This window comes from Hymenobacter tibetensis (genome assembly GCF_022827545.1).
Lineage (GTDB): Bacteria > Bacteroidota > Bacteroidia > Cytophagales > Hymenobacteraceae > Hymenobacter > Hymenobacter tibetensis.
Genome location: NZ_CP094669.1, coordinates 2,662,603 through 2,685,069 on the forward strand (window position 1 = coordinate 2,662,603; position 22,467 = coordinate 2,685,069).

Annotated in this window: 19 protein-coding genes; 9 read left to right on the top strand and 10 right to left on the bottom strand. The window is 54.6% G+C overall.

Annotated features, from left to right (window positions below; genetic code table 11):
• Nucleotides 1-17: 17 nt before the first annotated feature.
• Complete coding sequence (locus MTX78_RS10615; RefSeq protein WP_243802456.1) at nt 18-3,497, bottom strand: methylmalonyl-CoA mutase family protein; 3,480 nt, start codon at nt 3,495-3,497, stop codon at nt 18-20.
• Nucleotides 3,498-3,614: 117 nt separating this feature from the next.
• Here MTX78_RS10615 and MTX78_RS10620 point away from each other — a divergent pair, with 117 nt between their 5' ends.
• A complete protein-coding gene (locus tag MTX78_RS10620) occupies nt 3,615-4,073 on the top strand; it encodes a hypothetical protein (RefSeq protein WP_243802458.1) in 459 nt (152 codons plus the stop codon).
• A 63-nt stretch (nt 4,074-4,136) separates the two neighbouring features.
• Here the strand turns inward: MTX78_RS10620 and MTX78_RS10625 are convergent, their stop codons facing one another.
• The 4 genes from MTX78_RS10625 to MTX78_RS10640 form a co-directional block, all read right to left on the bottom strand.
• Nucleotides 4,137-4,991 (bottom strand): carboxypeptidase-like regulatory domain-containing protein, encoded by an 855-nt coding sequence (locus MTX78_RS10625; RefSeq protein WP_243802460.1) that lies wholly within the window; start codon nt 4,989-4,991, stop codon nt 4,137-4,139.
• 168 nt (nt 4,992-5,159) lie between these two features.
• Nucleotides 5,160-5,513, bottom strand: a complete 354-nt coding sequence (locus tag MTX78_RS10630; RefSeq protein ID WP_243802462.1) for a hypothetical protein — start codon at nt 5,511-5,513, stop codon at nt 5,160-5,162.
• 271 nt (nt 5,514-5,784) lie between these two features.
• A complete protein-coding gene (fdhA, locus tag MTX78_RS10635) occupies nt 5,785-6,978 on the bottom strand; it encodes a formaldehyde dehydrogenase, glutathione-independent (protein WP_243802464.1) in 1,194 nt (397 codons plus the stop codon).
• Nucleotides 6,979-7,029: 51 nt separating this feature from the next.
• Nucleotides 7,030-7,434 (bottom strand): GlcG/HbpS family heme-binding protein, encoded by a 405-nt coding sequence (locus tag MTX78_RS10640; RefSeq protein WP_243802466.1) that lies wholly within the window; start codon nt 7,432-7,434, stop codon nt 7,030-7,032.
• A 332-nt stretch (nt 7,435-7,766) separates the two neighbouring features.
• On the opposite strand from MTX78_RS10640, the gene lepA reads away from it, so the two are divergent.
• The 7 genes from lepA to MTX78_RS10675 all read left to right on the top strand — a co-directional run bounded on the left by lepA (nt 7,767) and on the right by MTX78_RS10675 (nt 14,926).
• On the top strand, nt 7,767-9,554 hold the full coding sequence (lepA, locus tag MTX78_RS10645; protein WP_243802468.1) for a translation elongation factor 4: 1,788 nt from the start codon (nt 7,767-7,769) through the stop codon (nt 9,552-9,554).
• Nucleotides 9,555-9,663: 109 nt separating this feature from the next.
• Nucleotides 9,664-9,852: a hypothetical protein gene (locus MTX78_RS10650; RefSeq protein ID WP_243802470.1), complete on the top strand. Its 189-nt coding sequence runs from the start codon at nt 9,664-9,666 to the stop codon at nt 9,850-9,852.
• Between the two features lie 16 nt (nt 9,853-9,868).
• The gene (locus MTX78_RS10655; RefSeq protein ID WP_243802472.1) at nt 9,869-10,780 is read left to right on the top strand and encodes a bifunctional 5,10-methylenetetrahydrofolate dehydrogenase/5,10-methenyltetrahydrofolate cyclohydrolase; all 912 of its coding nucleotides are present in this window, start codon (nt 9,869-9,871) and stop codon (nt 10,778-10,780) included.
• Between the two features lie 214 nt (nt 10,781-10,994).
• On the top strand, nt 10,995-11,576 hold the full coding sequence (locus MTX78_RS10660) for a 7-carboxy-7-deazaguanine synthase QueE (protein ID WP_243802474.1): 582 nt from the start codon (nt 10,995-10,997) through the stop codon (nt 11,574-11,576).
• Between the two features lie 11 nt (nt 11,577-11,587).
• Nucleotides 11,588-13,531, top strand: a complete 1,944-nt coding sequence (locus MTX78_RS10665) for an OmpA family protein (protein ID WP_243802475.1) — start codon at nt 11,588-11,590, stop codon at nt 13,529-13,531.
• Between the two features lie 295 nt (nt 13,532-13,826).
• On the top strand, nt 13,827-14,186 hold the full coding sequence (locus MTX78_RS10670; protein ID WP_243802477.1) for a hypothetical protein: 360 nt from the start codon (nt 13,827-13,829) through the stop codon (nt 14,184-14,186).
• A 377-nt stretch (nt 14,187-14,563) separates the two neighbouring features.
• On the top strand, nt 14,564-14,926 hold the full coding sequence (locus MTX78_RS10675; protein ID WP_243802479.1) for a hypothetical protein: 363 nt from the start codon (nt 14,564-14,566) through the stop codon (nt 14,924-14,926).
• Nucleotides 14,927-15,007: 81 nt separating this feature from the next.
• On the opposite strand, the gene MTX78_RS10680 is transcribed toward MTX78_RS10675, so the two are convergent.
• A complete protein-coding gene (locus MTX78_RS10680) occupies nt 15,008-16,294 on the bottom strand; it encodes a citrate synthase (RefSeq protein WP_243802481.1) in 1,287 nt (428 codons plus the stop codon).
• A 434-nt stretch (nt 16,295-16,728) separates the two neighbouring features.
• Here MTX78_RS10680 and MTX78_RS10685 point away from each other — a divergent pair, with 434 nt between their 5' ends.
• On the top strand, nt 16,729-17,628 hold the full coding sequence (locus MTX78_RS10685) for an aldo/keto reductase (RefSeq protein ID WP_243802483.1): 900 nt from the start codon (nt 16,729-16,731) through the stop codon (nt 17,626-17,628).
• 54 nt (nt 17,629-17,682) lie between these two features.
• On the opposite strand, the gene mnmE is transcribed toward MTX78_RS10685, so the two are convergent.
• From mnmE to MTX78_RS10705, 4 genes are all read right to left on the bottom strand, one after another.
• Nucleotides 17,683-19,071, bottom strand: a complete 1,389-nt coding sequence (gene mnmE / locus MTX78_RS10690; RefSeq protein ID WP_243802485.1) for a tRNA uridine-5-carboxymethylaminomethyl(34) synthesis GTPase MnmE — start codon at nt 19,069-19,071, stop codon at nt 17,683-17,685.
• Between the two features lie 182 nt (nt 19,072-19,253).
• The gene (locus MTX78_RS10695; RefSeq protein WP_243802486.1) at nt 19,254-19,913 is read right to left on the bottom strand and encodes a metal-dependent transcriptional regulator; all 660 of its coding nucleotides are present in this window, start codon (nt 19,911-19,913) and stop codon (nt 19,254-19,256) included.
• Between the two features lie 110 nt (nt 19,914-20,023).
• Nucleotides 20,024-21,034, bottom strand: a complete 1,011-nt coding sequence (locus MTX78_RS10700) for a 3-oxoacyl-ACP synthase III family protein (RefSeq protein WP_243802488.1) — start codon at nt 21,032-21,034, stop codon at nt 20,024-20,026.
• Nucleotides 21,035-21,138: 104 nt separating this feature from the next.
• Complete coding sequence (locus MTX78_RS10705) at nt 21,139-22,317, bottom strand: glycosyltransferase (RefSeq protein ID WP_243802490.1); 1,179 nt, start codon at nt 22,315-22,317, stop codon at nt 21,139-21,141.
• Between the last annotated feature and the right edge of the window lie 150 nt (nt 22,318-22,467).

A 22,467-nucleotide genomic window follows, 5' to 3' on the forward strand; every position in this document is an offset into this window, starting at 1 on the left:
TCAGGCAAACTGGCCGTTTACATATTCCGGCGGTACTGTCCGCCGACTTCAAACAGCGCATTCGTAATCTGGCCGAGGGAGCAGAACTTCACGGTTTCCATGAGTTCCTCGAAGAGGTTGCCGTTGGCAATGGCTACTTGTTGTAGCTGCTTCAGGCGCTGCTCGGCGGTGCCTTCGTTGCGGGCGTGCAGGTTCTGGAGCATAGCTATTTGATACTGCTTTTCCTCTTCCGTGGCGCGGATTACCTCGGCCGGGATGACCGTGGGCGAGCCTTTCGAGGAGAGGAAAGTGTTCACGCCGATGATGGGGTACTCGCCGGTGTGTTTCAGCATCTCGTAGTGCATGCTTTCCTCCTGAATCTTGCCGCGCTGGTACATGGTTTCCATGGCCCCGAGCACGCCGCCACGCTCCGTAATGCGGTCAAATTCCATCAGCACGGCTTCTTCCACCAAGTCGGTTAGCTCCTCTATGATGAAGGAGCCTTGCAGCGGGTTTTCGTTTTTGGCCAAGCCTAGCTCTCGATTGATGATGAGCTGGATGGCCATGGCCCGGCGCACCGATTCCTCGGTGGGCGTGGTGATGGCCTCGTCGTAGGCGTTGGTGTGCAGGGAGTTGCAGTTGTCGTAGATGGCGTAGAGGGCCTGCAACGTGGTGCGGATATCGTTGAAGTCGATTTCCTGCGCGTGTAGGCTCCGGCCGCTGGTCTGGATGTGGTACTTCAACATCTGCGAGCGAGCGTTCGCACCGTACTTCAGCTTCATGGCCTTGGCCCAGATGCGGCGCGCCACGCGGCCAATTACCGCGTACTCCGGGTCGATGCCGTTGGAGAAGAAGAACGACAGGTTGGGCGCGAAGTCGTTCACGTCCATACCCCGGCTCACGTAGTACTCCACAAACGTGAAGCCGTTGCTGAGCGTGAGGGCCAACTGCGTGAGCGGATTGGCGCCGGCCTCGGCAATGTGGTAGCCGGAAATCGAAACCGAGTAGAAGTTGCGAACCTTCTCCTTGATGAAGTATTCCTGCACGTCACCCATCAGGCGCAAGGCAAACTCGGTGCTGAAAATGCAGGTGTTCTGTGCCTGGTCTTCCTTCAGGATGTCGGCCTGCACGGTGCCGCGCACCTGGCTGAGTGTGCGCGCCTTGATGGTGGCGTACACGTCGGCGGGCAGCACCTGGTCACCCGTCACGCCGAGCAGCATTAAGCCGAGGCCGTCGTTGCCAGCGGGCAGCTCGCCCTGGTAGCTTGGGCGCACCAAGCCCTTTTCCTGGTACAGCTGGTTGATCTTGGCGTCAACTTCCGATTCCAGCCCTTGCTCCTTAATATAAAGCTCACACTGCTGGTCGATGGCGGCGTTCATGAAGAAGGCGGCCAGTTGCGCAGCAGGGCCGTTGATGGTCATCGACACCGATGTGCTCGGGTTGGCAAGGTTGAAGCCGGAATACAGCTTCTTGGCATCGTCGAGGCAGGCGATGCTCACGCCGGCGTTACCGATTTTGCCGTAAATGTCGGGCCGGTGGTCGGGATCTTCGCCGTAGAGCGTCACCGAGTCGAAGGCCGTGCTCAGGCGCTTGGCCGGCAAGCCCGCTGATACGTAGTGAAAGCGGCGGTTGGTGCGCTCGGGGCCACCTTCACCGGCAAACATGCGGGTCGGGTCTTCACCTTCGCGCTTGAACGGGAACACGCCCGCGGTATAAGGGAATTCGCCGGGTACGTTTTCCTGCAACTGCCAGCGCAGCAAGTCGCCCCACGCGGTATAGCGGGGGAGGCTCACCTTCGGAATCTGCTGGTTGCTGAGGCTGGTGGTGTGCGTCTGGATGCGGATTTCCTTGTCGCGCACCTTGAACACAAACTCCGGCGCTTTGTAGGCGGCTACTTTTTGCGGCCAGGTCTCCAGAAGTTTCCAGTTCTGTCCGTCCAGCCGAAGCTTGACCTCTTCGAAGGTGCTCTCCAGGCCGGCCACGAGTGCTGCTGGTGCGACTCCGTGGCTGCCGTCCCCAGCGCCAGATCCTCCACTGGTGGCGTTTGCTCCGAGGCTTTCAACGGCTCCGATGGCTTCTCGGAGTCCAAAGAGCTGCTGGGCCACTGCCGATTGTTTATCAACCCACTGGTCATATTGATGGATGGTTTCGGTGATTTCGGAAAGGTAACGCGTGCGGTGCGGCGGAATGATGTAGATCTTCTCGGAGTCCTCCTTCGTGGTTGCGAGCTGCGAGGCGAACGGCACGCCGGTTTTCTGCTCTACGGTAGCCAGCAGCGCCCGGTACAGCCGGTTCATGCCGGGGTCGTTGAACTGCGAGGCAATGGTGCCGAAAACGGGCATATCGTCCAGCGGCTTGTCCCAGAGGCCGTGGTTGCGCTGGTACTGCTTGCGCACATCCCGTAGCGCGTCCAGCGCCCCGCGCTTGTCGAACTTGTTGAGGGCAATAACGTCGGCGAAATCGAGCATGTCGATTTTCTCTAGCTGCGTGGCTGCGCCATACTCGGGCGTCATCACATAGAGGCTAGCATCGGAGTGCTCGATGATTTCGGTGTCGGACTGGCCGATGCCGGACGTTTCCAGGATAATCAGGTCGAAATCGGCGGCGCGTACCACGTCCACGGCGTCCTGCACGTATTTGCTGAGCGCCAAGTTGCTTTGGCGCGTGGCGAGGCTGCGCATGTACACTCGCGGCGAGTTGATGGCGTTCATCCGGATACGGTCGCCGAGCAGAGCACCGCCGGTTTTACGCTTGCTCGGGTCAACGGATATAATGGCAATGGTTTTTTCGGGGAAGTCCAGCAGGAAGCGCCGCACCAGCTCATCCACCAACGACGATTTGCCTGCGCCGCCCGTGCCCGTAATGCCCAGGATAGGTGCTTTTTTGCTCTCGGTAGGAGTGGAATCGATGCGCTGATCGGCCTCGCCTTCGGACTTCTGGAACTCGGAAATCAGTTGGCCTTTCACCCGCTCGAACTCCTGCGGGAAGTTCTCGGCGGCCGAAATCAGGCGGCCAATGCTGCGAGCGTCTTTCTCTTTTACGTGGCCGGCTTCGCCGTTCAGGTTTTGGCCGGTCGGGAAGTCGGAGCGTTCCAGCAAATCGTTGATCATGCCCTGCAAGCCCATGGCCCGGCCATCATCGGGGGAGTAGATGCGGGTGATGCCGTGCTGCTGCAACTCCTCGATTTCGGAAGGCAGAATCACGCCGCCGCCGCCACCGAAGATCTTAACGTGACCCGCACCGCGCTCTTGCAGCAGGTCGTACATATACTTGAAGTACTCGTTGTGGCCGCCTTGGTACGAAGTAATGGCAATGGCCTGCGCATCTTCCTGAATGGCGCAATCCACGATTTCCTGCACCGAGCGGTTGTGGCCCAGGTGAATAACTTCGGCGCCGCTGCTTTGAATGATGCGGCGCATGATGTTGATGGCGGCATCGTGCCCATCAAAGAGGGCCGCCGCTGTCACGATACGAACGTGGTTTAAAGGCTTATACGGAGCTACGGGAGCTACTGACATAGCAGGTGGGAATTGGGTGGAATTTGGGGCAGCAAAGGTACGAAAAAAGCCCCGGCAGGGGCTTTTACGTAAGTTCAACCCAATCAACTGCCGTATTCCTCATTCTCTTAGCGCACTATGAAGCAACGTAATGTAGAGTTCAATGAAGTTGAGCAGATCATTCAGCTTATGAATGGTCAGCTAGCATGGCGGAGCCGAGCGGGAAGTGGCACGGGTTCCATATTCACGTTGCAGTTCGGGCCGGCATTAGCCACCGACGAAACGCGGGGAGAGTTTGATCTAATGGTATACTGTGCTTGGCGGATTATTGAAGGAAACGCCATCATTTGCACATGGCACAACGACTCTGATTCCATTTTAGCACCAGCACTAATAGCATTTGAAGGTACTCAGGTTACCAACGCCACGCTCACCACATGGGGAGATTTAATTATCCATTTCGATACAGGTCGTGCTTTGCAGATTTGGAACGACAAGCCATTTGAAAATTCTGATAGCTGGAATATTGGCTATCAGGGCAAAGGATACTATTCTATTGGAGTAGGTGAGGGGTTTTGTTATGAGTTTGGCTCATGAGAAGAACATACCACGTAGGTAACTGAAAGTGAAGCATGCAGAAACAGGTAGCTAACCAATATGCTACTCCGTCATGACCGTGAAATACAGGCTCGGCTGCATGTCATGAGTGGTCCAGGCGGCTTGGCTGTTCTCGCGCTCCACCATGACTTGCCGCGACTGACGCGTGACGGGAATAGAGAAGTACTTGTCTTCCGGGTCAGCCTTTTCGCTTTGCAGCCACTGAATGGTAGCTACCACTGGTTGCGCCTCCAGTTCAAGCTCGTACGGGCGCAGGTCCACCGTGAGCCAGCCCCGTTGCTCTTTGGTGCACAGCAGTTGAATGTCTTGTGAGAGTAGTGCTCGGCCTGGGCGGCCCTGTTCCAGGGCGTAGAGGTTGAGCCGGAAGCGGAGTCGCTCGTAGTTGTTGGCCGATAAAAAGATGTGGAACTCCTCTAGATAGGTGCGGCGGACGGGCTTTAGTACGGTGCCAAATTCCCAGCCCCACTCGTTTTCAACGGTTCTTTTGCCGCTGGAGCCTCCTATCCAGAAAATGTCGCCTTTTTCTTTAGTGTAACCTAGCAAGGCCGGGTGGAGGCGGCGATGCTCCACCTTTATTTCACGCAGAATCTGCTCTTGAGGGGCTAGCCGGAATACGCGCTGGCCGGTAGCTAAAGCACTGGGTAGCACCACGGCAGACGAAAAACCCACGCAGGAAACGATAAGCGTGTCTCGCAGGCTATAGGGAAGGCGCAGCAGATAACGGCCTTGCTCGTCGGCCACCGTGCCTAGGCCACGGCCGGGCACGCCTAACGTCGCGAAAGGGACTGGCTCCCCGGTTTTGGTGTTAAGTATTTGGCCTTCAAGACTACTGGTTTGGGCTCGAAGCGTGAAGCTCACCAAGCAGCATAAGACAAGCAAAGAATGTTTGAAAAGCATTCAAATAATGGAATATAAACCACTGGGCTAATTGAAATTAGGGGCAATATACTGCGGTGGCACACGCTGACCGCAGAACACGAAAAATTAAGGGTACGGCACAAGAAAACAGCTGACCCGCTCGGAAGTGGGCCAGCTGTAGCTGTTCGAATACTGGATAAGGTAAGGTTACTCTGCTGCCTGCTTCTCCAACTCCTGAAGCAGTTCATCGGCTGCCTTTGCTATATCGGAGTAGCCTTGCTGCGCGGCGCGCTCCTTCGCGGCAATCAGCCCATCACGGTGCACGGTCTTGAAGTCGCCGTAGGGAAAGTGGTAGCGGCCTTTAGTGTCTTCACCTTTGCTCATATCGAGGCCGAGATGCCACTGGCCGTATTCTGCTATTTCGTGCTTGTCCAGAAATTTGTTTTCGACGTCGGCACTCGGGTTGTGCTCGCTCCACTGGCCTTCGTCATTCTTGAACTTGCCTTCTTCAAGGAGGCGCTGAGCGAATTTTACGGCGGCTGGATTCAGTTCGATTTTCATGAGCGTGAACGTTTAGATGTACACTTCGCTGGCCAAACAGCCAACTACAGAGGTACGTGCGGCCCTGCTGCAAGTTCATGTTCAGCTCGCCTCAGTCCCGCTTAAATAAGTAGCTAGACCGAACTGAAAAGGTGATGTAAAGTTCTAGATAGGCAGTAAGTGAGCGTGCTACACACAACTAGCTAGGCAACGAGATGTCCCGTTATATCAAACAGCCAGACTACCGTTCGGTAATCTGGCTGTTTGACGAAACAAGGGCTAAACAAGAACGCTACGCCGGTATCAAATTGTGCGGATTGATAACGAATTTCTTCGCTACGCCGCTATCAAACTCTGCGTAGCCTTCGGGCGCTTGATCGAGGCTGATAACCTCCACATTCACGGCTTTTGCAATCTGTACTTTATCGTACAGGATGGCTTGCATGAGTTGGCGATTGTAGCTCATCACAGGCGTCTGGCCGGTATGGAAGGAGTGGCTCTTGGCCCAGCCCAACCCGAAACGAATCGACAGGCTGCCTTTCTGGGCGGCTTTGTCTTCAGCACCGGGGTCTTCGGTTACGTAGAGGCCCGGAATACCAATGGAGCCACCTGCGCGGGTGATTTCCATCAGCGAATTGAGCACGGCGGCAGGCACCTCTTTCTTCGAGTCGGTACCGTGGCCGCTGGCCTCGAAGCCTACGCAGTCGACGGCGCAGTCAATCTCCGGTACGCCCAGAATCTGGGTGATTTGCTCGGTAAGCGTAGCGTCGAGGGTTAAGTCAACGGTTTCGCAACCGAAGGAGCGAGCATGTGCCAGGCGAGCCTTGTTCATATCGCCAACAATAACAACCGCTGCTCCGAGCAACTGTGCGGAAGCCGCTGCCGCCAAGCCTACTGGCCCTGCTCCGGCAACATAAACGGTGGTACCAGGGCCTACGCCCGCCTTCACGGCACCGTGGAAGCCCGTCGGGAAAATGTCGCTGAGCATGGTCAGGTCCCGGATTTTCTCCATTGCCTGGTCCTTGTTCGGAAACTTGAGTAGGTTGAAGTCGGCGTAGGGCACCATCACGTACTCCGCCTGCCCACCAACCCAGCCCCCCATGTCGACATAGCCATAGGCACCGCCCGCGCGGCCTTCGTTCACGGTCAGGCAAATACCGGTTTTCATTTCTTTGCAGGTGCGGCACCGACCGCAGGCCACGTTGAACGGCACCGATACCAAATCGCCCGGCTTCAGAAACTCGACATCAGTACCAGCTTCCACCACTTCGCCCGTGATTTCGTGGCCTAGCACTAACCCGGCTGGTGCCGTAGTCCGGCCCCGCACCATATGCTGGTCGGAACCGCAAATGTTAGTGGAAACTACTTTCAGGATCACCCCGTGGGTGATTTTCTTGCCTTTAGGATTTTTGAGTTCCGGAAAATCGATACTCTGTACTTCGACCTTACCAGGTCCTATGTACACTACGCCTCTGTTGCTGGCCATGGAAATTCAGGTGTAAAACGATAAAAAAGAAGCAGATAACTCGCTTGCGTGTTATCCCTGAACTGCCTGCACACCGGCTTCAGCCACCGCATGATCGTCTTCTACGGTGCTGCCCGACACGCCAATGGCACCTATAATTGTGCCGCTCTCGTCTTTGATCGGGATGCCACCGGGGAAGGTAATCAGTCCGCCGTTGGAGTGTTCGATGTTGTAGAGCGAGCCGCCGGGCTGTGAGAGGCTCCCGATAACACCAGTTGGCATATCGAAGAAACGGGCCGTTTTAGCTTTCTTGATGGAGATGTCGAGCGAGCCCAGCCACGCGTCATCCATGCGGATGAAGGCAGTAAGGTTGGCGCCAGCATCTACCACGGCAATGTTCATTTTTACGCCCATATCGAGGGCTTTCTGATGAGCGGCGTGTACAACGGCCTGTGCTTGCTGGAGGTTGATACCCATAGTGGTTTTGGAATTAGTAAGAGATACTTGCTGGTCAACAACGGTATTTTGGGGACTGTGTTCAACCATTCGTCTACGATTGAGACGATACATACCCATCATTGCGACTATAGTGCAGTACAGCTTGAGAATTTGCCAGTTTCGTTAGCTACCAGCCGGGTTGCTGCAGCCTCGCGCATGGCCGTAGCCGCTTGCCTCCATCTGTTACTTCTAGTTGCTGTGATGGCCTAAGACAGGGCTGCCTGTAAAAAGGAAGCCGGCAGTAGCACCAGGGGTAAGTAGCATTTCCAGCCTGATTTGCCTACCTTCGCAGTTGGAAAAAACCGCCTCTAGTGAAGAACATCCGCAATTTCTGCATCATTGCCCACATCGACCACGGCAAGAGTACCCTGGCCGACCGTCTGTTGGAGTTTACCAGTACTGTGGCCAAGCGCGATATGCAGGCCCAGCTGCTCGACAACATGGATTTGGAGCGGGAGCGGGGCATCACCATCAAGAGCCACGCCATTCAGATGCAGTACCCCTATAAAGGGGAAATCTACACGCTGAACCTGATTGACACCCCCGGCCACGTCGATTTCAGTTACGAAGTATCACGTAGTATCGCGGCTTGCGAAGGTGCCCTCCTAATCGTAGATGCCTCCCAAGGTATTGAGGCCCAAACGATTTCCAACTTGTATCTGGCCATTGGCGCCGATTTGGAAATCATACCGGTGCTCAACAAGATTGACCTGCCGCACGCCATGCCCGAAGAAGTGTCCGACGAAATTGTGGACCTCATCGGCTGTGATATCGAAGACATTATTCATGCTTCCGGTAAAACCGGCATTGGCATCGAGAATATTCTGAATGCCATTATCGAGCGGGTTCCGGCTCCTAAAGGCGACCCGGCAGCGCCACTGCAAGCCCTGATTTTCGACTCCGTCTTCAATTCCTATCGGGGTATTGAAGTGCTGTTCCGGATCAAGAATGGCACCATGCGCAAAGGCGACAAGCTGCGCTTCATGGCTACTGGCAAGGAGTACGGCGCCGACGAAATTGGTATCCTGGGCCTCAACCAAGAGCCGCGCCTCGAAATGTCGGCTGGCAACGTAGGATATTTGATTTCGGGTATCAAGGAAGCACGCGAAGTAAAAGTAGGGGATACCATCACGCACGTGGCCAACCCGACGGCAGAGGCCATCCAGGGCTTTGCCGATGTGAAGCCGATGGTATTTGCCGGCATTTACCCCGTTGATACCACCGAGTACGAGGAGTTGCGCTCCTGCATGGAAAAGCTTCAGCTCAACGATGCCTCCTTGGTGTGGGAACCCGAAACGTCGGTGGCATTGGGCTTTGGCTTCCGCTGCGGCTTCCTAGGCATGCTACATATGGAAATCGTGCAGGAGCGCCTGGAACGCGAATTCAACATGACGGTAATTACCACCGTTCCGTCGGTGCAGTTCCACGCCATCGGCACCAAAGACCAGGAGTTGACCATCAATGCGCCATCGGAAATGCCGGAGCCAAACATGATCAAGCTGATTGAGGAGCCTTACATTAAAGCGCAGATCATCACGGCCGCTGACTATGTAGGTTCGATCATCACGCTGTGCATGGAGAAACGGGGCATCATCAAAGGCCAGTCGTATCTGACCTCAGAGCGGGTGGAAATGAGCTTCGAACTGCCGCTGTCGGAAATCGTGTTCGACTTCTTCGACAAGCTGAAAACCATCAGCCGTGGCTATGCCTCCCTCGACTACGAGCTGATTGGCTTCCGCGAGTCCGATATGGTGAAGCTCGATATCATGCTAAACGGCGAGAAAGTGGATGCGCTGTCGGCTATTGTGCACCGCTCCAAGAGCTATGACTGGGGCCGCCGCCTCTGCGAAAAGCTCCGCGAACTGCTGCCTCGTCAGATGTTCGAAATTGCCATCCAGGCCAGCATCGGGCAGAAAATCATTGCCCGCGAAACGGTGAAGGCGCTGCGCAAGAACGTAATTGCCAAGTGCTACGGTGGTGATATAAGCCGGAAGCGCAAGCTGCTTGAAAAGCAGAAGGAAGGCAAGAAGCGGATGCGTCAGGTGGGTTCCGTTGAAATTCCACAAGAAGCTTTCTTAGCAGTACTCAAAATCGATTAATACAAGAAACGCGCCTCAGCAAGGCGCGTTTTTTAATGTCTTTACTTCTCTGTTTCATTTCACTTCATACACTTCTTGAAAGAGCATGGTATGATTAACCTTACAGCAAATGCTTAAAGAACTCACCAAGAACTGTACGAACGAAAACCAGTTAGAGAACATCCGCAAAGGACAGGAGCGCAAGTTCCGGTGGAGGGATGACTGGCCTGAAATGGAGAAAGAAATTCTTGAGTCGGGCAACGCGGCCATTCTAGCGCATGCCCGCTCACGCGAAACCACTGATAAACTTCCTGAATAACCTCGCTCACCATCCCATGACCACTGCCCCCGAAGCCACTACCTACCGCCTCATCGACGGCAAGCAAACTGCCGAGGACATTAAAGTTGAAATTGCTGCTGAAGTAGAAAAGCTAAAAGCTGCTGGTAGCAAGGTGCCCCACCTAGCCGCTATCCTCGTCGGCCACGACGGTGGATCTGAAACCTACGTGCGAAACAAAGTGCTAGCCTGCGAACGGGTCGGGTTTGAGAGCACGCTGTTGCGCTACGAAGCCGACATCAGCGAAGCCGAACTGTTGGCGAAGGTGGAAGAGCTAAACCAAGATGCCGACATCGACGGCTTCATTGTGCAACTGCCGCTGCCCCGCCATATCTCTTCGGAAAAGGTGATTGAAGCTATTCGCCCCGAGAAGGATGTGGATGGGTTTCATCCCATGAACATTGGTCGGATGGTGGCTGGGTTGCCCGCCTTGTTGCCCGCTACTCCTTCGGGTATTGTGGAACTGCTACGTCGTTACAAGTTGCCTACCGATGGTAAGCATTGCGTGGTAATTGGTCGTAGCAACATTGTGGGCACGCCCGTTAGCATTCTGCTGGCTAAGAACTTAGAGCCTGGCAATTGTACGGTTACTTTATGCCACTCCCGTACGCAGAACTTGGCTGCTATCACGCAGACAGCCGACATTCTGGTGACTGCTCTGGGCCGGCCGGAGTTCGTGACGGCAGACATGGTGAAGCCTGGCGCCGTGGTTATTGATGTAGGCACGACGCGGGTGGAAGACGCAAGCCGTAAAGCTGGGTGGGCCTTAAAAGGCGACGTAAATTTCACAGAGGTAGCACCCTTGGCATCGTACATTACTCCGGTGCCAGGAGGCGTTGGTCCCATGACCATTGCTATGTTGCTACTCAACACTTTGAAAGCGTGCAAACGCGAGGTATATCCGCGCTAGAATCCAATAAATACACAGTGCAGGTTTTGAATTTCAAGGCGTTGTACTACTTTTAGAGTCGGGTTGGGGGAACGAACGACGGGCATGTATACGTTCGGAGTAACGGCCAACAACCTGGCTTTACTTGTTTGAAGACCCCGCTTTGCTGCACGAACTTCCTCTTGTGCTGGCAGCCTCAACACTCTCTGAGGCTCCATCACCCGCGCTGCCCCTTATGGAGCAGTTTTATACGATTCAAGGTGAAGGTTACAACACCGGACGCGCAGCCTACTTTGTCCGCCTCGGCGGGTGCGATGTAGGCTGCGTTTGGTGCGACGTAAAAGAGTCGTGGGATGTGAATGCCCACCCTCGCGTGGCCATTCCTGATATTGTGGCCGCTGCCACGGCCCACGCTGGCCGCAACGTGGTGATTACGGGTGGTGAGCCCCTAATGCATAACCTAGGCCCCCTGACCCAAGCCCTGCACGCAGCGGGCTGCCAAAACTGGATTGAAACCAGTGGTGCTTACCCGCTTAGCGGCGAGTGGGACTGGATTTGTGTGTCGCCCAAGAAGTTCAAAGCTCCATTGCCCTCGGTGTTGGCGTATGCCCACGAGCTGAAAATTATTGTGTTCAATAAGTCGGACTTCGTGTGGGCCGAGGAACACGCAGCGCAAGTAGGTTCAGCTTGCCGACTGTATTTGCAGCCGGAATGGAGCAAATCCGCGCAAATGATGCCGCTCATTGTAGACTACGTGAAGGCAAATCCGCGTTGGCAGGTATCCTTACAGACTCATAAGTTTCTTGATATCCCCTAGGGTTCTGGTTTATGCGCCGATTGCTATCCGTGCCGTTGCTGCTAGCCGTTGTCCTGCTGTTGCCGCTTGGCGCGGCTGGTCAGGCTACCTTGGCTACCACCAATACCAAAGCCCGTAGCCTGTGGGATAAAGCGCAGTCCCAGGCAAAAGAACGTAACTTCGATAAAGCCATCGAAACGTTGACGGTGCTCAACCAGAAGTTCCCCTCCTTAGGCGAGCCATACTTGATGCGTGGTTCGTTGCTGAAGAGTATGGGCGAGAATCGACCTGCTTTCGAGGCATATCGGGATGGGCTCGCCAAAATGCCCGTAGACGCTAATCGGGCCACCGATTATTTCACGCTCGGAGAGTTGGCCATGAGCTTCGGAGAGTATCAGATTGCCTCTGAAAGCTACAAACGGCTGTTGAAATCGGGACCGAAAGCGCAGCGCAACGCTGCTCGGGCCCAACGGCAATTACTTAACTGCGAGTTTGCGGTGAAAGCCATGGCTGCGCCTATTGGCGTTCGTCCAGATCGTTTGGCAGCCCCTCTCAACACGTTTCGGTTTCAGTACTTTCCGGCCCTTACCGCAGACAGCCGCTTTCTGCTCTTCACGGGGCGGCCAGCCGTTGACAGTGGTGAAGATTTGTTTGTCGCGCGTATGAACAAGGATGGCAGCGTTGGCAATCCAGCTTCCATATCTCCTTTCATCAACACGCCTTATAACGAGGGGGCTGGCACTATTTCCGGTGACGGCAAAACTCTGGTTTTTGCTTCCTGCGACCGGCCTAATTCGGTTGGCAACTGTGACCTTTATATTTCGCGGCGCACCGGCAACAACTGGAGCAAGCCCCAGAACCTGGGCCGCACGGTTAACTCGCCGGAATGGGACTCGCAGCCTACGCTTTCGGCTGATGGGCGTACGCTCTACTTCACTTCTACCCGTCGGGGAGGACAAGGGCTGGAAGACATCTACATGACCACCTTAGACGCTGACGGCAACTGGACCCCCGCTCGCAACCTTGGACAACCCGTAAATACGCCAGGTAAAGACATGGCACCTTTTATTCATGCCAGCGGGACTACGCTCTACTACGTCACCGATGGGCTAGTAGGTATGGGAGGGTTGGATGTTTTTCGGTGTGAATTGAAATCGGCTGGCCGTTGGAGTGAGCCCCTCAATCTAGGCTATCCGCTGAATACGCACGAAAACGAAGCTTCTCTTTTCATCACATCCGACAATCGTCGTGGTTTCTGCTCCCGTTCGCGAGCAGCGGAGTCAGGCGTCCGTACCGAGCAGGACCGGCCAGTGGAGTTGTTTAGTTTCGAGGTGCCCCAGCAAATTCGGCCCAGCGAGACGAGTACCTATACCCAGGGCCGCGTATTCGACGCGTCAACCAAAAAGCCCATCAAGGCAGATGTGCAGCTCTACGACCTGAATACCGACGAGCTAACGCAGTTTGTGACCTCAGATGCCGAGAACGGAGATTACACGGTGGTACTGAACGAAGGTCGGCAGTATGCCATGTATGCTGCCGCTGACAAGTATCTGATGAAGAGCTTAAGCTTCGACTATTCAGACAAGCGCAATTTCGATCCGCTCACCCTGGACATTTATTTGGAGCCGGTGCGCGCTGGCCGGAGTATCGTACTCAACAACTTGTTTTTCGATACCAACCAATACGAATTGAAGCCTAAGTCGCGGACAGAACTCAACCGGCTTGTTGGGTTCATGAAGCAGTACCCTGAGGTGCAAGTGGAGGTAAGTGGGCACACCGACGACGTAGGCTCTGACGATGACAACCTGTCGTTGTCGCAGAACCGTGCTAAGTCGGTGTATAGCTATTTGGTGAGCCAGGGAGTAAAAGCGGAACGGCTCCGGTTCAAGGGATACGGCGAGAGCAAGCCATTAGTGGCAAACGATTCGGACAGCCGTCGGCAGCAAAATAGAAGAATAGAGTTGCGCATCCTTTAAAAGGGGCCTCTTTCAGGTAGGTAATCAGGACAAAAAAGTCCGGTAGCATATGCTACCGGACTTTTTTTGCTTGTAGTATTCCTTCTTAGTATCACTATTAAACCCTTAATACTGAATGATTCAGGCTGGCTGAGTGCAAGTATAGGAATAGAATAATTATAAATTTTCTGTGTATGTTTAAATATTCCTCTATATTTGAGCCAGTCAAAAAGGTGCAAACAACTTAGTTTTTTACAATGTATCTAGGCTAGGCATCAAGCATTATTTACCTTTTTCTCACTCACATTCCATCACCATGAAAAAAGCTCTTTTCCTTACCGGCCTAGTATTGGCACTAGGAGCCACCGCGTACGCAACCGGCGACAAAGATGCCACCATCAAGACACGGGCTCTAGCCCTTACCCGAGTGCAGGTTGAAAAGGCGCGCCTAGACGAAGGACAGTATGTAAAGGTGAAGGATCTTAACATCCGCATGCTTACCGAGATGGAAGATCTGAAAACTCGCTTTGCTGCTGAACCTGCCATCCTAGATGAGCGCCTAGCGGTAGCGCAGGCTCGTTATGAGCTAGAATTAACTGCTATGATGCGTCCGTCGCAGCTTGTTATGTTCAACCAAGCGCGCAACAGCATGACTGCCCTTAGTGCTCCACGCTAGCTGCATATCCGCCGGCCAAGAACTCACCTCGGTGGGTTCTTGGCGTGGCGTTAATGGCAGCACGCGTTATATGGCAAAAACAGTTGAATCTGGCGTGATGCAATTCACGCAATAATAGGAGTGACTAGGACTTGCCAGAAAATTATGGCCTGATCAACCTCCTTCTTAACTATAAGGGAGTAATGGAAAGCCCTAAGTCAGTATTTTCTTAAAATGAGAATATAGAGTCTCTTAAGTCTATAAATAAACCTATAATTTATTTTGACTTAATTTAATAGTATTGTATATTTAGTACATAATGTTGCCAGGTTGCTATTGCGGCTTGCTAACTGCTGCTCCATACCATTGCCAATTTCCAACCCTAAAATGTCCCCATCATGAAAAACATCTTTACTCCTCTAGTTTTCGCTCTCATAGTTGGCTCTGTCCAACTGGCTGAAGCCGGTTCTGGTGACCAAAACCGGACCACCGACCGGGCCACACAAATGACCAAGCAACTGGCTCAAAAAACCCAGCTCAGCGAAGGACAATACGTGAAGGTCCGTCAGTTGAACGTGCGTATGCTGAACGAGGTGCAGGAAACAAAAGCTCGTTTGGCTTCAGATCCTGCCGCCCTCGACCAGAAACTTGCTGAAATGCAAGCGCACTACGAGTGGGACCTTGCCACCATCTTATGGCCACGTCAAATGGCTGTGTACACGCAATCTAAAGCCGACTTGATGGCGTTCAGCGCCCGATAGTCAGTCCGGGCTAAAACGAAGAAGCCGGCTCCCTAGGGAGCCGGCTTCTTCGTTTTAGCCCGGACTAGTCGTTGGAGCTACCTAGCGGTTCTCGATGCTTACGTAGTCGCGCTCTAGTTCGCCCGTGTAAATCTGGCGCGGACGACCAATTGGCTCCTTGTTCTCACGCATTTCTTTCCACTGCGCAATCCAGCCGGGGAGGCGCCCGAGGGCGAACATCACCGTGAACATCTCGGTTGGGATGCCAATGGCTTTGTAGATGATGCCCGAATAGAAGTCCACGTTCGGATACAGCTTGCGGTCCACGAAATAAGGGTCGGTGAGAGCCGCTTGCTCTAATTCCTGCGCAATTTTCAGCAGTGGATCATTGATGCCCAACGCTGTGAGAACTTCGTCGGCGGCCTTCTTGATGATCTTGGCGCGGGGGTCGAAATTCTTGTACACGCGGTGGCCAAAACCCATCAGGCGGAAAGGATCGTTCTTGTCTTTGGCCTTGGCAATGAACTTGCTGGTGTCGCCGCCATCAGCCTGAATGGCTTCCAGCATCTCTACCACTTCTTGGTTGGCACCGCCGTGCAGGGGGCCCCACAAGGCGTTGATACCAGCCGAAACCGAGCCGTACAAGCTAGCATTAGCTGAGCCCACCAAGCGCACCGTAGAAGTGGAACAGTTCTGCTCATGGTCGGCGTGCAGGATAAGCAACTTGTTGAGCGCGCTCACCACCACTGGGTTGATGTCGTACTTCTCCGTAGGGAAGCTGAACATCATGTAGAGGAAGTTGGACGTGTAGTCGAGGTCGTTGCGGGGATAATTGAGAGGGTGGCCCTGCGAGTTCTTGTACGTCCAGGCGGCGATGGTCGAGATTTTGGCCATCAAACGCAGGATGTTCAGATTCATTTCCTCTGCGCTCTGGTTGGGGTCGATGCTCTTGGGATAGAACGCCGTAAGCGAGCAGATAAGGCTGCTAAGAATAGCCATAGGATGTGCCGCTGATGGGAAACCATCAAAAATCTTGCGGACATCTTCGTGCACCAGCGTATGCTTGGTGATTTGATGGCTGAACTCATCGAGTTCGGCTTTGGAAGGCAATGCGCCGTAGATAAGCAAATACGCTACTTCCAGAAACGACGATTTCTCGGCTAGTTGCTCGATAGGATAGCCGCGGTACCGCAGAATGCCTTCCTCTCCATCGAGGAATGTAATGGCGCTCTTGGTAGCGCCGGTGTTTTTGTAGCCAGAATCGAGGGTTACGTAACCGGTTTGGTCCCGCAGCTTTCCGATGTCAAATGCTTTTTCGTGTTCGGTGCCTTCAATGACGGGCAACATAATCGATTTGCCGTCGAGGATAATCTCAGCAGATTCTGCCATAGGAGAGGGGTAGAAGGGTGGTTCAGGGGCGAAGCTAAAGAATAACCAGCAAGCTGAAAAGCCAGCGTGGTAGTTGAGTTCTATACTACCGTGAGCCCCTGTATGTTGTTTAGATGTGAGAAAGTACTTGCAAAAGAAGCACAGTCCGGCAAAATACACAGTGTTCGGCCGGCTTTTTCACCCGCATTCTAGCGAACATTCGCGGTTTATTGTACGCAATAACTTGGCTTCTGTTGATAAGAGTGGGTAGGCTAGTAAGTTAGCAAGCAGTGCATCCGTAAATAGGCCAGCCAATTATATCACACATGATGCGTGCGGCACGTAGCTGCGTTGCTGTCCGCAACCAAGTGTGAAGTAGCGTAGGCAGAGGGAAAATCAACCAGAACGGGATGATGCAAGTAAAGCAGCATCTGTGTTACACTAAGCATCACCCAATGAGATACAAAACGCTAGGAAATTCCGGGTTGCAGGTAAGTGAAATTGGATTTGGCTGCATGTCGCTCGGTACCGATTACGCAACTAACCGCACCCTGTTGTATAGTGCCTTAGATCAGGGCATCACCTTCTTCGACACGGCAGATCTGTACCAGCGAGGGGCAAACGAAACCACTGTGGGCAAGGCGTTCAAAGGCCACCGCAAGGATGTAGTACTTGCCACCAAAGTAGGCAATGTATGGCGGCCCGATGGTAGCGGTTGGGACTGGGCCCCCACAAAAGCCTACGTGTTGCAGGCAGTCGAAGAAAGCCTAAAGCGCCTCGAAACGGAGTACATTGACCTGTATCAATTGCACGGTGGTACCCTCGACGACCCGCTCGATGAACTTATAGAGGCGTTTGAGCTACTTAAGCAGCAGGGAAGGATTCGGGCATACGGTATTTCGTCTATTCGCCCCAACGTTGTTCGGGAGTATGTAGAACGTGCCAACCTGGCCAGCGTAATGATGCAGTATAGCCTGCTGGATCGGCGGCCAGAGGAAAGCTGCTTGTCACTGTTACAAGAGCACCAGATAGGAGTGCTGGCGCGGGGCAGCTTTGCGCAAGGGTTGCTCGTAGGCAAGGCTTCCAAGGAATACCTAAGCTATCCAAAGGAGGTTGTAGATAGCGCCGCCGCTGCTGTACGGAGAGTGGCACAAGCCAATGCGCGTACTGCAGTGGAAGTGGCGGCACGTTTCGTGTTGCACCATCCTGCCGTGTCATCGGCAATATTAGGCATTCGCACGGAAGAGCAACTTGCCGAGGCTGTAGCACTCGCCGAAGCCCCGCCCTTAACAGCACAGGAAATGCAACTGCTTCAGCAAGCCCTACCGCCCAACACCTATGAGCAGCACCGATAAACCGTACTTAAGGTGGTGCGCTTTATTGGTGATGACGTATTGAAGGTTGGTCAGCTACTTGCCAATGCAGAACTGAGTGAAGATGCTGGTAAGAAGGTCGTCAGAGGAAATCTCACCGGTGATTTCTCCTAACGATGCCAAGGCGTGCCGGAGGTCAGCGGCGAGTAATTCGGTGCCGGTACCACTCGTGAGACCGGATAGTACGGCATCGAGGGCGAGGGTAGCGGCTTCCAGACTGCGGGCATGCCGCAGGTTGGTGACGATCGTGCTGCTGCCTGTGCGGTCTAAGCCTTCACCCCGTACCCGGGCCAGCAAAAGCTGGCGCAACTCGTCGAGGCCGTCGCCGCGGCTGGCAGCAATCAGCACGGTGCTGGGACGGGTTCGGAAAGCCGCTTGTTCTTCTTCGGAAGCCACATCGAGCTTGTTGCCGATGGCTAATATGGGAGTGGCAGGGGATAACTGAAGCGCTTCAATCTCTGCTTCAAGCTGACTAGGGCTAGTTTCCGTTAAATCAAACAGATAAATAACTAAAGCCGCTTGCTTTACCCGCTTCAAGGTCCGCTCCACGCCAATGGATTCCACTATGTCAGTGGTGTCGCGCAGGCCTGCTGTGTCGACGAAGCGGAAACGTATTCCATCTAAGCTTACTTCGTCTTCAATCAGGTCGCGGGTGGTGCCTGCCACTGCTGAAACGATAGCGCGCTCCTCGTTGAGTAGCGAGTTGAGCAACGTGCTTTTGCCAGCGTTGGGCCGGCCGGCAATAACGGTAGTCACGCCATTCTTGATAACGTTGCCTAGCTCGAACGAGCGCAGTAGACGTTGGACCAGCGCCTGTACTTCCTGAAGTAGCCTGACTAGCCCCGTACGGTCGGCAAACTCCACGTCTTCTTCTCCGAAGTCCAACTCCAACTCCAGCAGGGCCGCAAACTGAACTAGCCGCGCCCGGAGGTCTTTCAACTCCCGGGAAAAGCCGCCCCGCATCTGCTGCATTGCTACCTGGTGAGAGAGCTGGGAGTCGGCCACAATCAGGTCGGCTACCGCTTCGGCTTGGGCGAGGTCGAAGGCGCCATTCAGGAAGGCCCGCTTGGTGAACTCGCCAGCCTCGGCTAGGCGGGCCCCACGGCGCGTGAATAGCAGCAGCAACTGCTGCACGATATAGTCGGAGCCGTGGCAACTAATTTCCACTACATCCTCGCGGGTGTACGAGTTAGGAGCACGGAACAGTGAAACGACTACCTCGTCGATGATGCGGTCTTCCTCACGGATGGTGCCGAAATGGAGGGTGTGGCTGGGCTGATCGAGCAGGCGCTTTCCCGTGAATACCTCAGCTACCAAGCTAATGGCGGCGGCGCCAGAAAGCCGAACCAGCGCAATGGCTCCTGCACCGGGCGGCGTTGAAAGGGCAACAATGGTATCGGACAGGGCAGGAGGAAGAGCAGCCACGAGAAAGAGAAGGAAAAGTTGAGGCCGCGAAGGTACGCAACCAAGGGCGCGTTAAGGGATAATTGCTGAGTACCTACGCCGCGCTATTGGCATCGAGCCGTAGGGTAGTAAGTGAAAAACGCAGCCACTGGGATTAAACCATCAGGCTGCGTTTTGCTATCTAATTATGCAGATGCTTTTGATTAACCAGCTACAAACAAATTCCTCCCAACCTCAGGAGAAAGCATAAGTATAGACTTTTTGTTTATTCTGATTTCTAGTGAGTTGTCAAACTCTATCTTATCCAGTACTTCAAGGTGAGAACCTAGCTTGAGACCTACCTTATCTAGGTACTGCAAGAAGGCCGGCGAGGTGTTCTTGACGGCCATCAGCTGGCCTTGGTCGCCGGGGCAGAGGTCGGCTACGAGGCGGTTTTGGGGACGAAGCACAGCACCGTCTTCCGTTGGGATGGGGTCGCCGTGCGGGTCGAGGCGCGGGAACCCGAGGAACTCATCGAGACGGCGAACCAGCAGCGGGGAATGGATGTGTTCCATTTGCTCGGCCACTTCATGTACTTCGTCCCAATTGAAGCCCAGCTTCTGAACCAGAAACACTTCCCACAGCCGATGCTTCCGAATGGTGAGCAACGCCAACTGCCGGCCTTCCGCCGTTAGCGAAACGCCTTTGTACCGCTGGTAGTGGAGCAGGCCCTTTTCCCCAAGCCGACGCAGCATGTCTGTCACCGAGGCAGCCCGCGTCTGTAATACTTCTGCTATACCATTCGTGCTAACCTCGGAGCCCGGAGAGGCTTCGGCCAGCTTGTAAATGGCTTTCAGATAGTTTTCCTCGGTGAAGCTGGGCATTCTTTTCAAGTATGGATTTAGAATTCTGAAGTATGAAGTGAATGAAGGCCGCTAGTACAAAAAGATTGGTTAGCGTCCTTCGTTCAGAATTCTACATTCAGAAGCAACTGCTACCACTTAATCAAGGCGGAGGCCCAGGTGAAACCGGAACCGAAAGCTGCTAGACACACCAAGTCGCCACGCTGGATGCGGCCTTCCTGTAGGGCTTCGCTGAGTGCAATCGGGACGCTGGCGGCGGTGGTATTGCCGTAACGTTGGATGTTGCTGAAGATTTTATCGTCGGAGAGGCCCATTTTCTGTTGCACATACTGCGTAATGCGCAGATTAGCTTGGTGCGGGATGAGCATGTTCAGATCTTGGGGCTGGTAGCCGTTCTGATCTAGTGCCTCCTTGATTACCTGTGGAAAGCGCACCACCGCGTGTTTGAACACGTTCTGGCCGTTCATGTACGGGTACATGTCCAGCTCGTTGGCCACCACGTAGCCCACCCGGTCTTCGCGGTTGGAACCTGGCTCTTTCACAATCAATTCCTCGGCAAATTCGCCTTGCGAGTGCAGGTGCGTACTCAGAATGCCATGTCCCTCGCGGGTGCTGGGGCGTAGAATCACAGCCCCTGCGCCGTCACCGAAGATAACCGATACGCCGCGGCCCCGGGTGGTTTTGTCGAGGCCGGAAGAGTGAATCTCAGAGCCTACTACCAGCACGGTGTCGTACATGCCGGTGCGAACGAACTGGTCGGCCATGCTCAACGCGTATACGAAACCCGAGCACTGATTGCGCACGTCGAAAGCCGGGATGGGAGCCTTGATGCCTAGTTCGCGTTGGAGCAGTACACCAGAGCCAGGGAAGAAATAGTCGGGCGAGAGCGTAGCAAAAACGATCATCTGCACATCGTCGGGGGTGAGGCCAGCCATTTCCAAGGCTTTGCGCGCGGCGGCGGCTCCCATGTTGGCCGTGGTATCTTTGCCTTCCTCGAACCAGCGGCGTTCCTGGATGCCGGTGCGCTCTTGAATCCATTCATCAGTCGTTTCCATGAGCGTAGTGAGGTCGGCGTTGGTAACCACGCGGCTAGGCACGTAGTGGCCGACGCCAGCAATTTCGGAATGGCGAAGAGTGGACATAGAGAGGTAGGTTTGGGAGAGAGAGACGAAGAGACGAAGAAAAGGTGCCGAAGGTACTAAAAACCCGCAGTGCTGCTTTGTAAACGGCCGGCAAAGGTCGGCAGTTACCAGATGGAATCCATCAGCCCCCATAATTTTGTGTGTTCCGATGCCCAGAAAGCTTCTGTCGGGACGCCGCGAGGGTAAAAAACGAGCTTCTCTACCTGCTCCAGCAAGGTGCGGGCTGCTGCTGCTATATCCCGCCCATCAACTACTATCCCGGCTTGGTGGCGACGGATGCTGGCCTCCCACAACGGGTTCTTGGGCACAACCATGGGCAAGCCGTGCGCCAAGTACTCGAATAGCTTGGTGGGCCGGCAGCGCTGGGTGCTAGGGTGGGGCTGGTAAAGAAGTAAGCCTACGTGGCTGCGCTGAATTTCAGTTACAATGGCAGTGTGCGCAACGGGAGCGGTGTCTTCCATCAGCAAGCGTAGCCAGGGTGGGTGGGTTAGCTGCAACTGCCGCAACTCCAGCAAAAGACTGGGCTGCTGACAAAAGCCGATAACCGTGAGCAAGACACCACCCGGCCGGAGACGGTGCAACTCTTTTGCCAAGGCTATGGCTTCGTGAATTCCGTTGAGCACCGAGATAGTGCCCGAGTACAGCAACCGCAACGGCTCGGAAGGGGCAGGCATTGGCGGAGCCTGTTGCGTCTTGTGGGTGGTGGGCTGGTATTTGTTTTCCAACAGCACAACCCGTTCGGCGGGCACGTCTTGCAAAAACGGCAACTCGTCGGCGTAGCTTTCCTCGGCCAGAATTAGTCCGGCGGCCCGGTGGGCCGCACGGGTTTCCATCCAGCGCAGCCCCGCCGCCAGCCATTGGCGCGTAAAGCGGCCGTACACACCCTGCGTAGACACATTTAGCGCATAATTCTCTCGGATATCATACACGAACCGGCGCCCGGCACCCAGGCGCTGCCAAAGCAGCGTGAGCGGCAATAACTCGGGCGCGTGCACCACCACCAAGTTGGGCTGAAGGGAATTCAGCAACTGCCAGTAGCGGCGTTGGGCTCCCAGCCGCGCCCAACTCAGGCGCGTGCCCTGTAGCAAGGTGTGTACCTGTATAGCTGATGAGCCCACGGGTGGCACGGCATGCCGCCCTGCCACGTGCACAGCGGTAGCAGGCCGCTCGGCCAGTGAGCGAGCAAATTTGCCGTACATCCGGGTGTCGTTGAGGGGCTTAAGTACCGAGGCCAGCAAAATAACACGAACCGGAGGGCCAGAAGGAAAAATAGTAGGCGGCATCTTGCCCGCGAAGATGGTAAATTTGGGGCTGAGTTGGTGGTGGCGGTTGCTGATAGTTGCTTGGTGATGGCTGGTTGAGCGGGATTAGCGGTTGCTGGCTAAGATGCCAGCAGACTGTCAGGTGCCACAACCACTAGCCATCAACTTGCA

Bases quoted from the DNA above. Each gene is read 5' to 3' on its own strand.
- MTX78_RS10615 (WP_243802456.1), bottom strand. From the start codon at position 3,497: ATGTCAGTAGCTCCCGTAGCTCCGTATAAGCCTTTAAACCACGTTCGT.
- MTX78_RS10620 (WP_243802458.1), top strand. From the start codon at position 3,615: ATGAAGCAACGTAATGTAGAGTTCAATGAAGTTGAGCAGATCATTCAG.
- MTX78_RS10625 (WP_243802460.1), bottom strand. From the start codon at position 4,991: ATGCTTTTCAAACATTCTTTGCTTGTCTTATGCTGCTTGGTGAGCTTC.
- MTX78_RS10630 (WP_243802462.1), bottom strand. From the start codon at position 5,513: ATGAAAATCGAACTGAATCCAGCCGCCGTAAAATTCGCTCAGCGCCTC.
- fdhA (WP_243802464.1), bottom strand. From the start codon at position 6,978: ATGGCCAGCAACAGAGGCGTAGTGTACATAGGACCTGGTAAGGTCGAA.
- MTX78_RS10640 (WP_243802466.1), bottom strand. From the start codon at position 7,434: ATGGGTATCAACCTCCAGCAAGCACAGGCCGTTGTACACGCCGCTCAT.
- MTX78_RS10650 (WP_243802470.1), top strand. From the start codon at position 9,664: ATGCTTAAAGAACTCACCAAGAACTGTACGAACGAAAACCAGTTAGAG.
- MTX78_RS10655 (WP_243802472.1), top strand. From the start codon at position 9,869: ATGACCACTGCCCCCGAAGCCACTACCTACCGCCTCATCGACGGCAAG.
- MTX78_RS10660 (WP_243802474.1), top strand. From the start codon at position 10,995: ATGGAGCAGTTTTATACGATTCAAGGTGAAGGTTACAACACCGGACGC.
- MTX78_RS10665 (WP_243802475.1), top strand. From the start codon at position 11,588: ATGCGCCGATTGCTATCCGTGCCGTTGCTGCTAGCCGTTGTCCTGCTG.
- MTX78_RS10670 (WP_243802477.1), top strand. From the start codon at position 13,827: ATGAAAAAAGCTCTTTTCCTTACCGGCCTAGTATTGGCACTAGGAGCC.
- MTX78_RS10675 (WP_243802479.1), top strand. From the start codon at position 14,564: ATGAAAAACATCTTTACTCCTCTAGTTTTCGCTCTCATAGTTGGCTCT.
- MTX78_RS10680 (WP_243802481.1), bottom strand. From the start codon at position 16,294: ATGGCAGAATCTGCTGAGATTATCCTCGACGGCAAATCGATTATGTTG.
- MTX78_RS10685 (WP_243802483.1), top strand. From the start codon at position 16,729: ATGAGATACAAAACGCTAGGAAATTCCGGGTTGCAGGTAAGTGAAATT.
- MTX78_RS10695 (WP_243802486.1), bottom strand. From the start codon at position 19,913: ATGCCCAGCTTCACCGAGGAAAACTATCTGAAAGCCATTTACAAGCTG.
- MTX78_RS10700 (WP_243802488.1), bottom strand. From the start codon at position 21,034: ATGTCCACTCTTCGCCATTCCGAAATTGCTGGCGTCGGCCACTACGTG.
- MTX78_RS10705 (WP_243802490.1), bottom strand. From the start codon at position 22,317: ATGCCGCCTACTATTTTTCCTTCTGGCCCTCCGGTTCGTGTTATTTTG.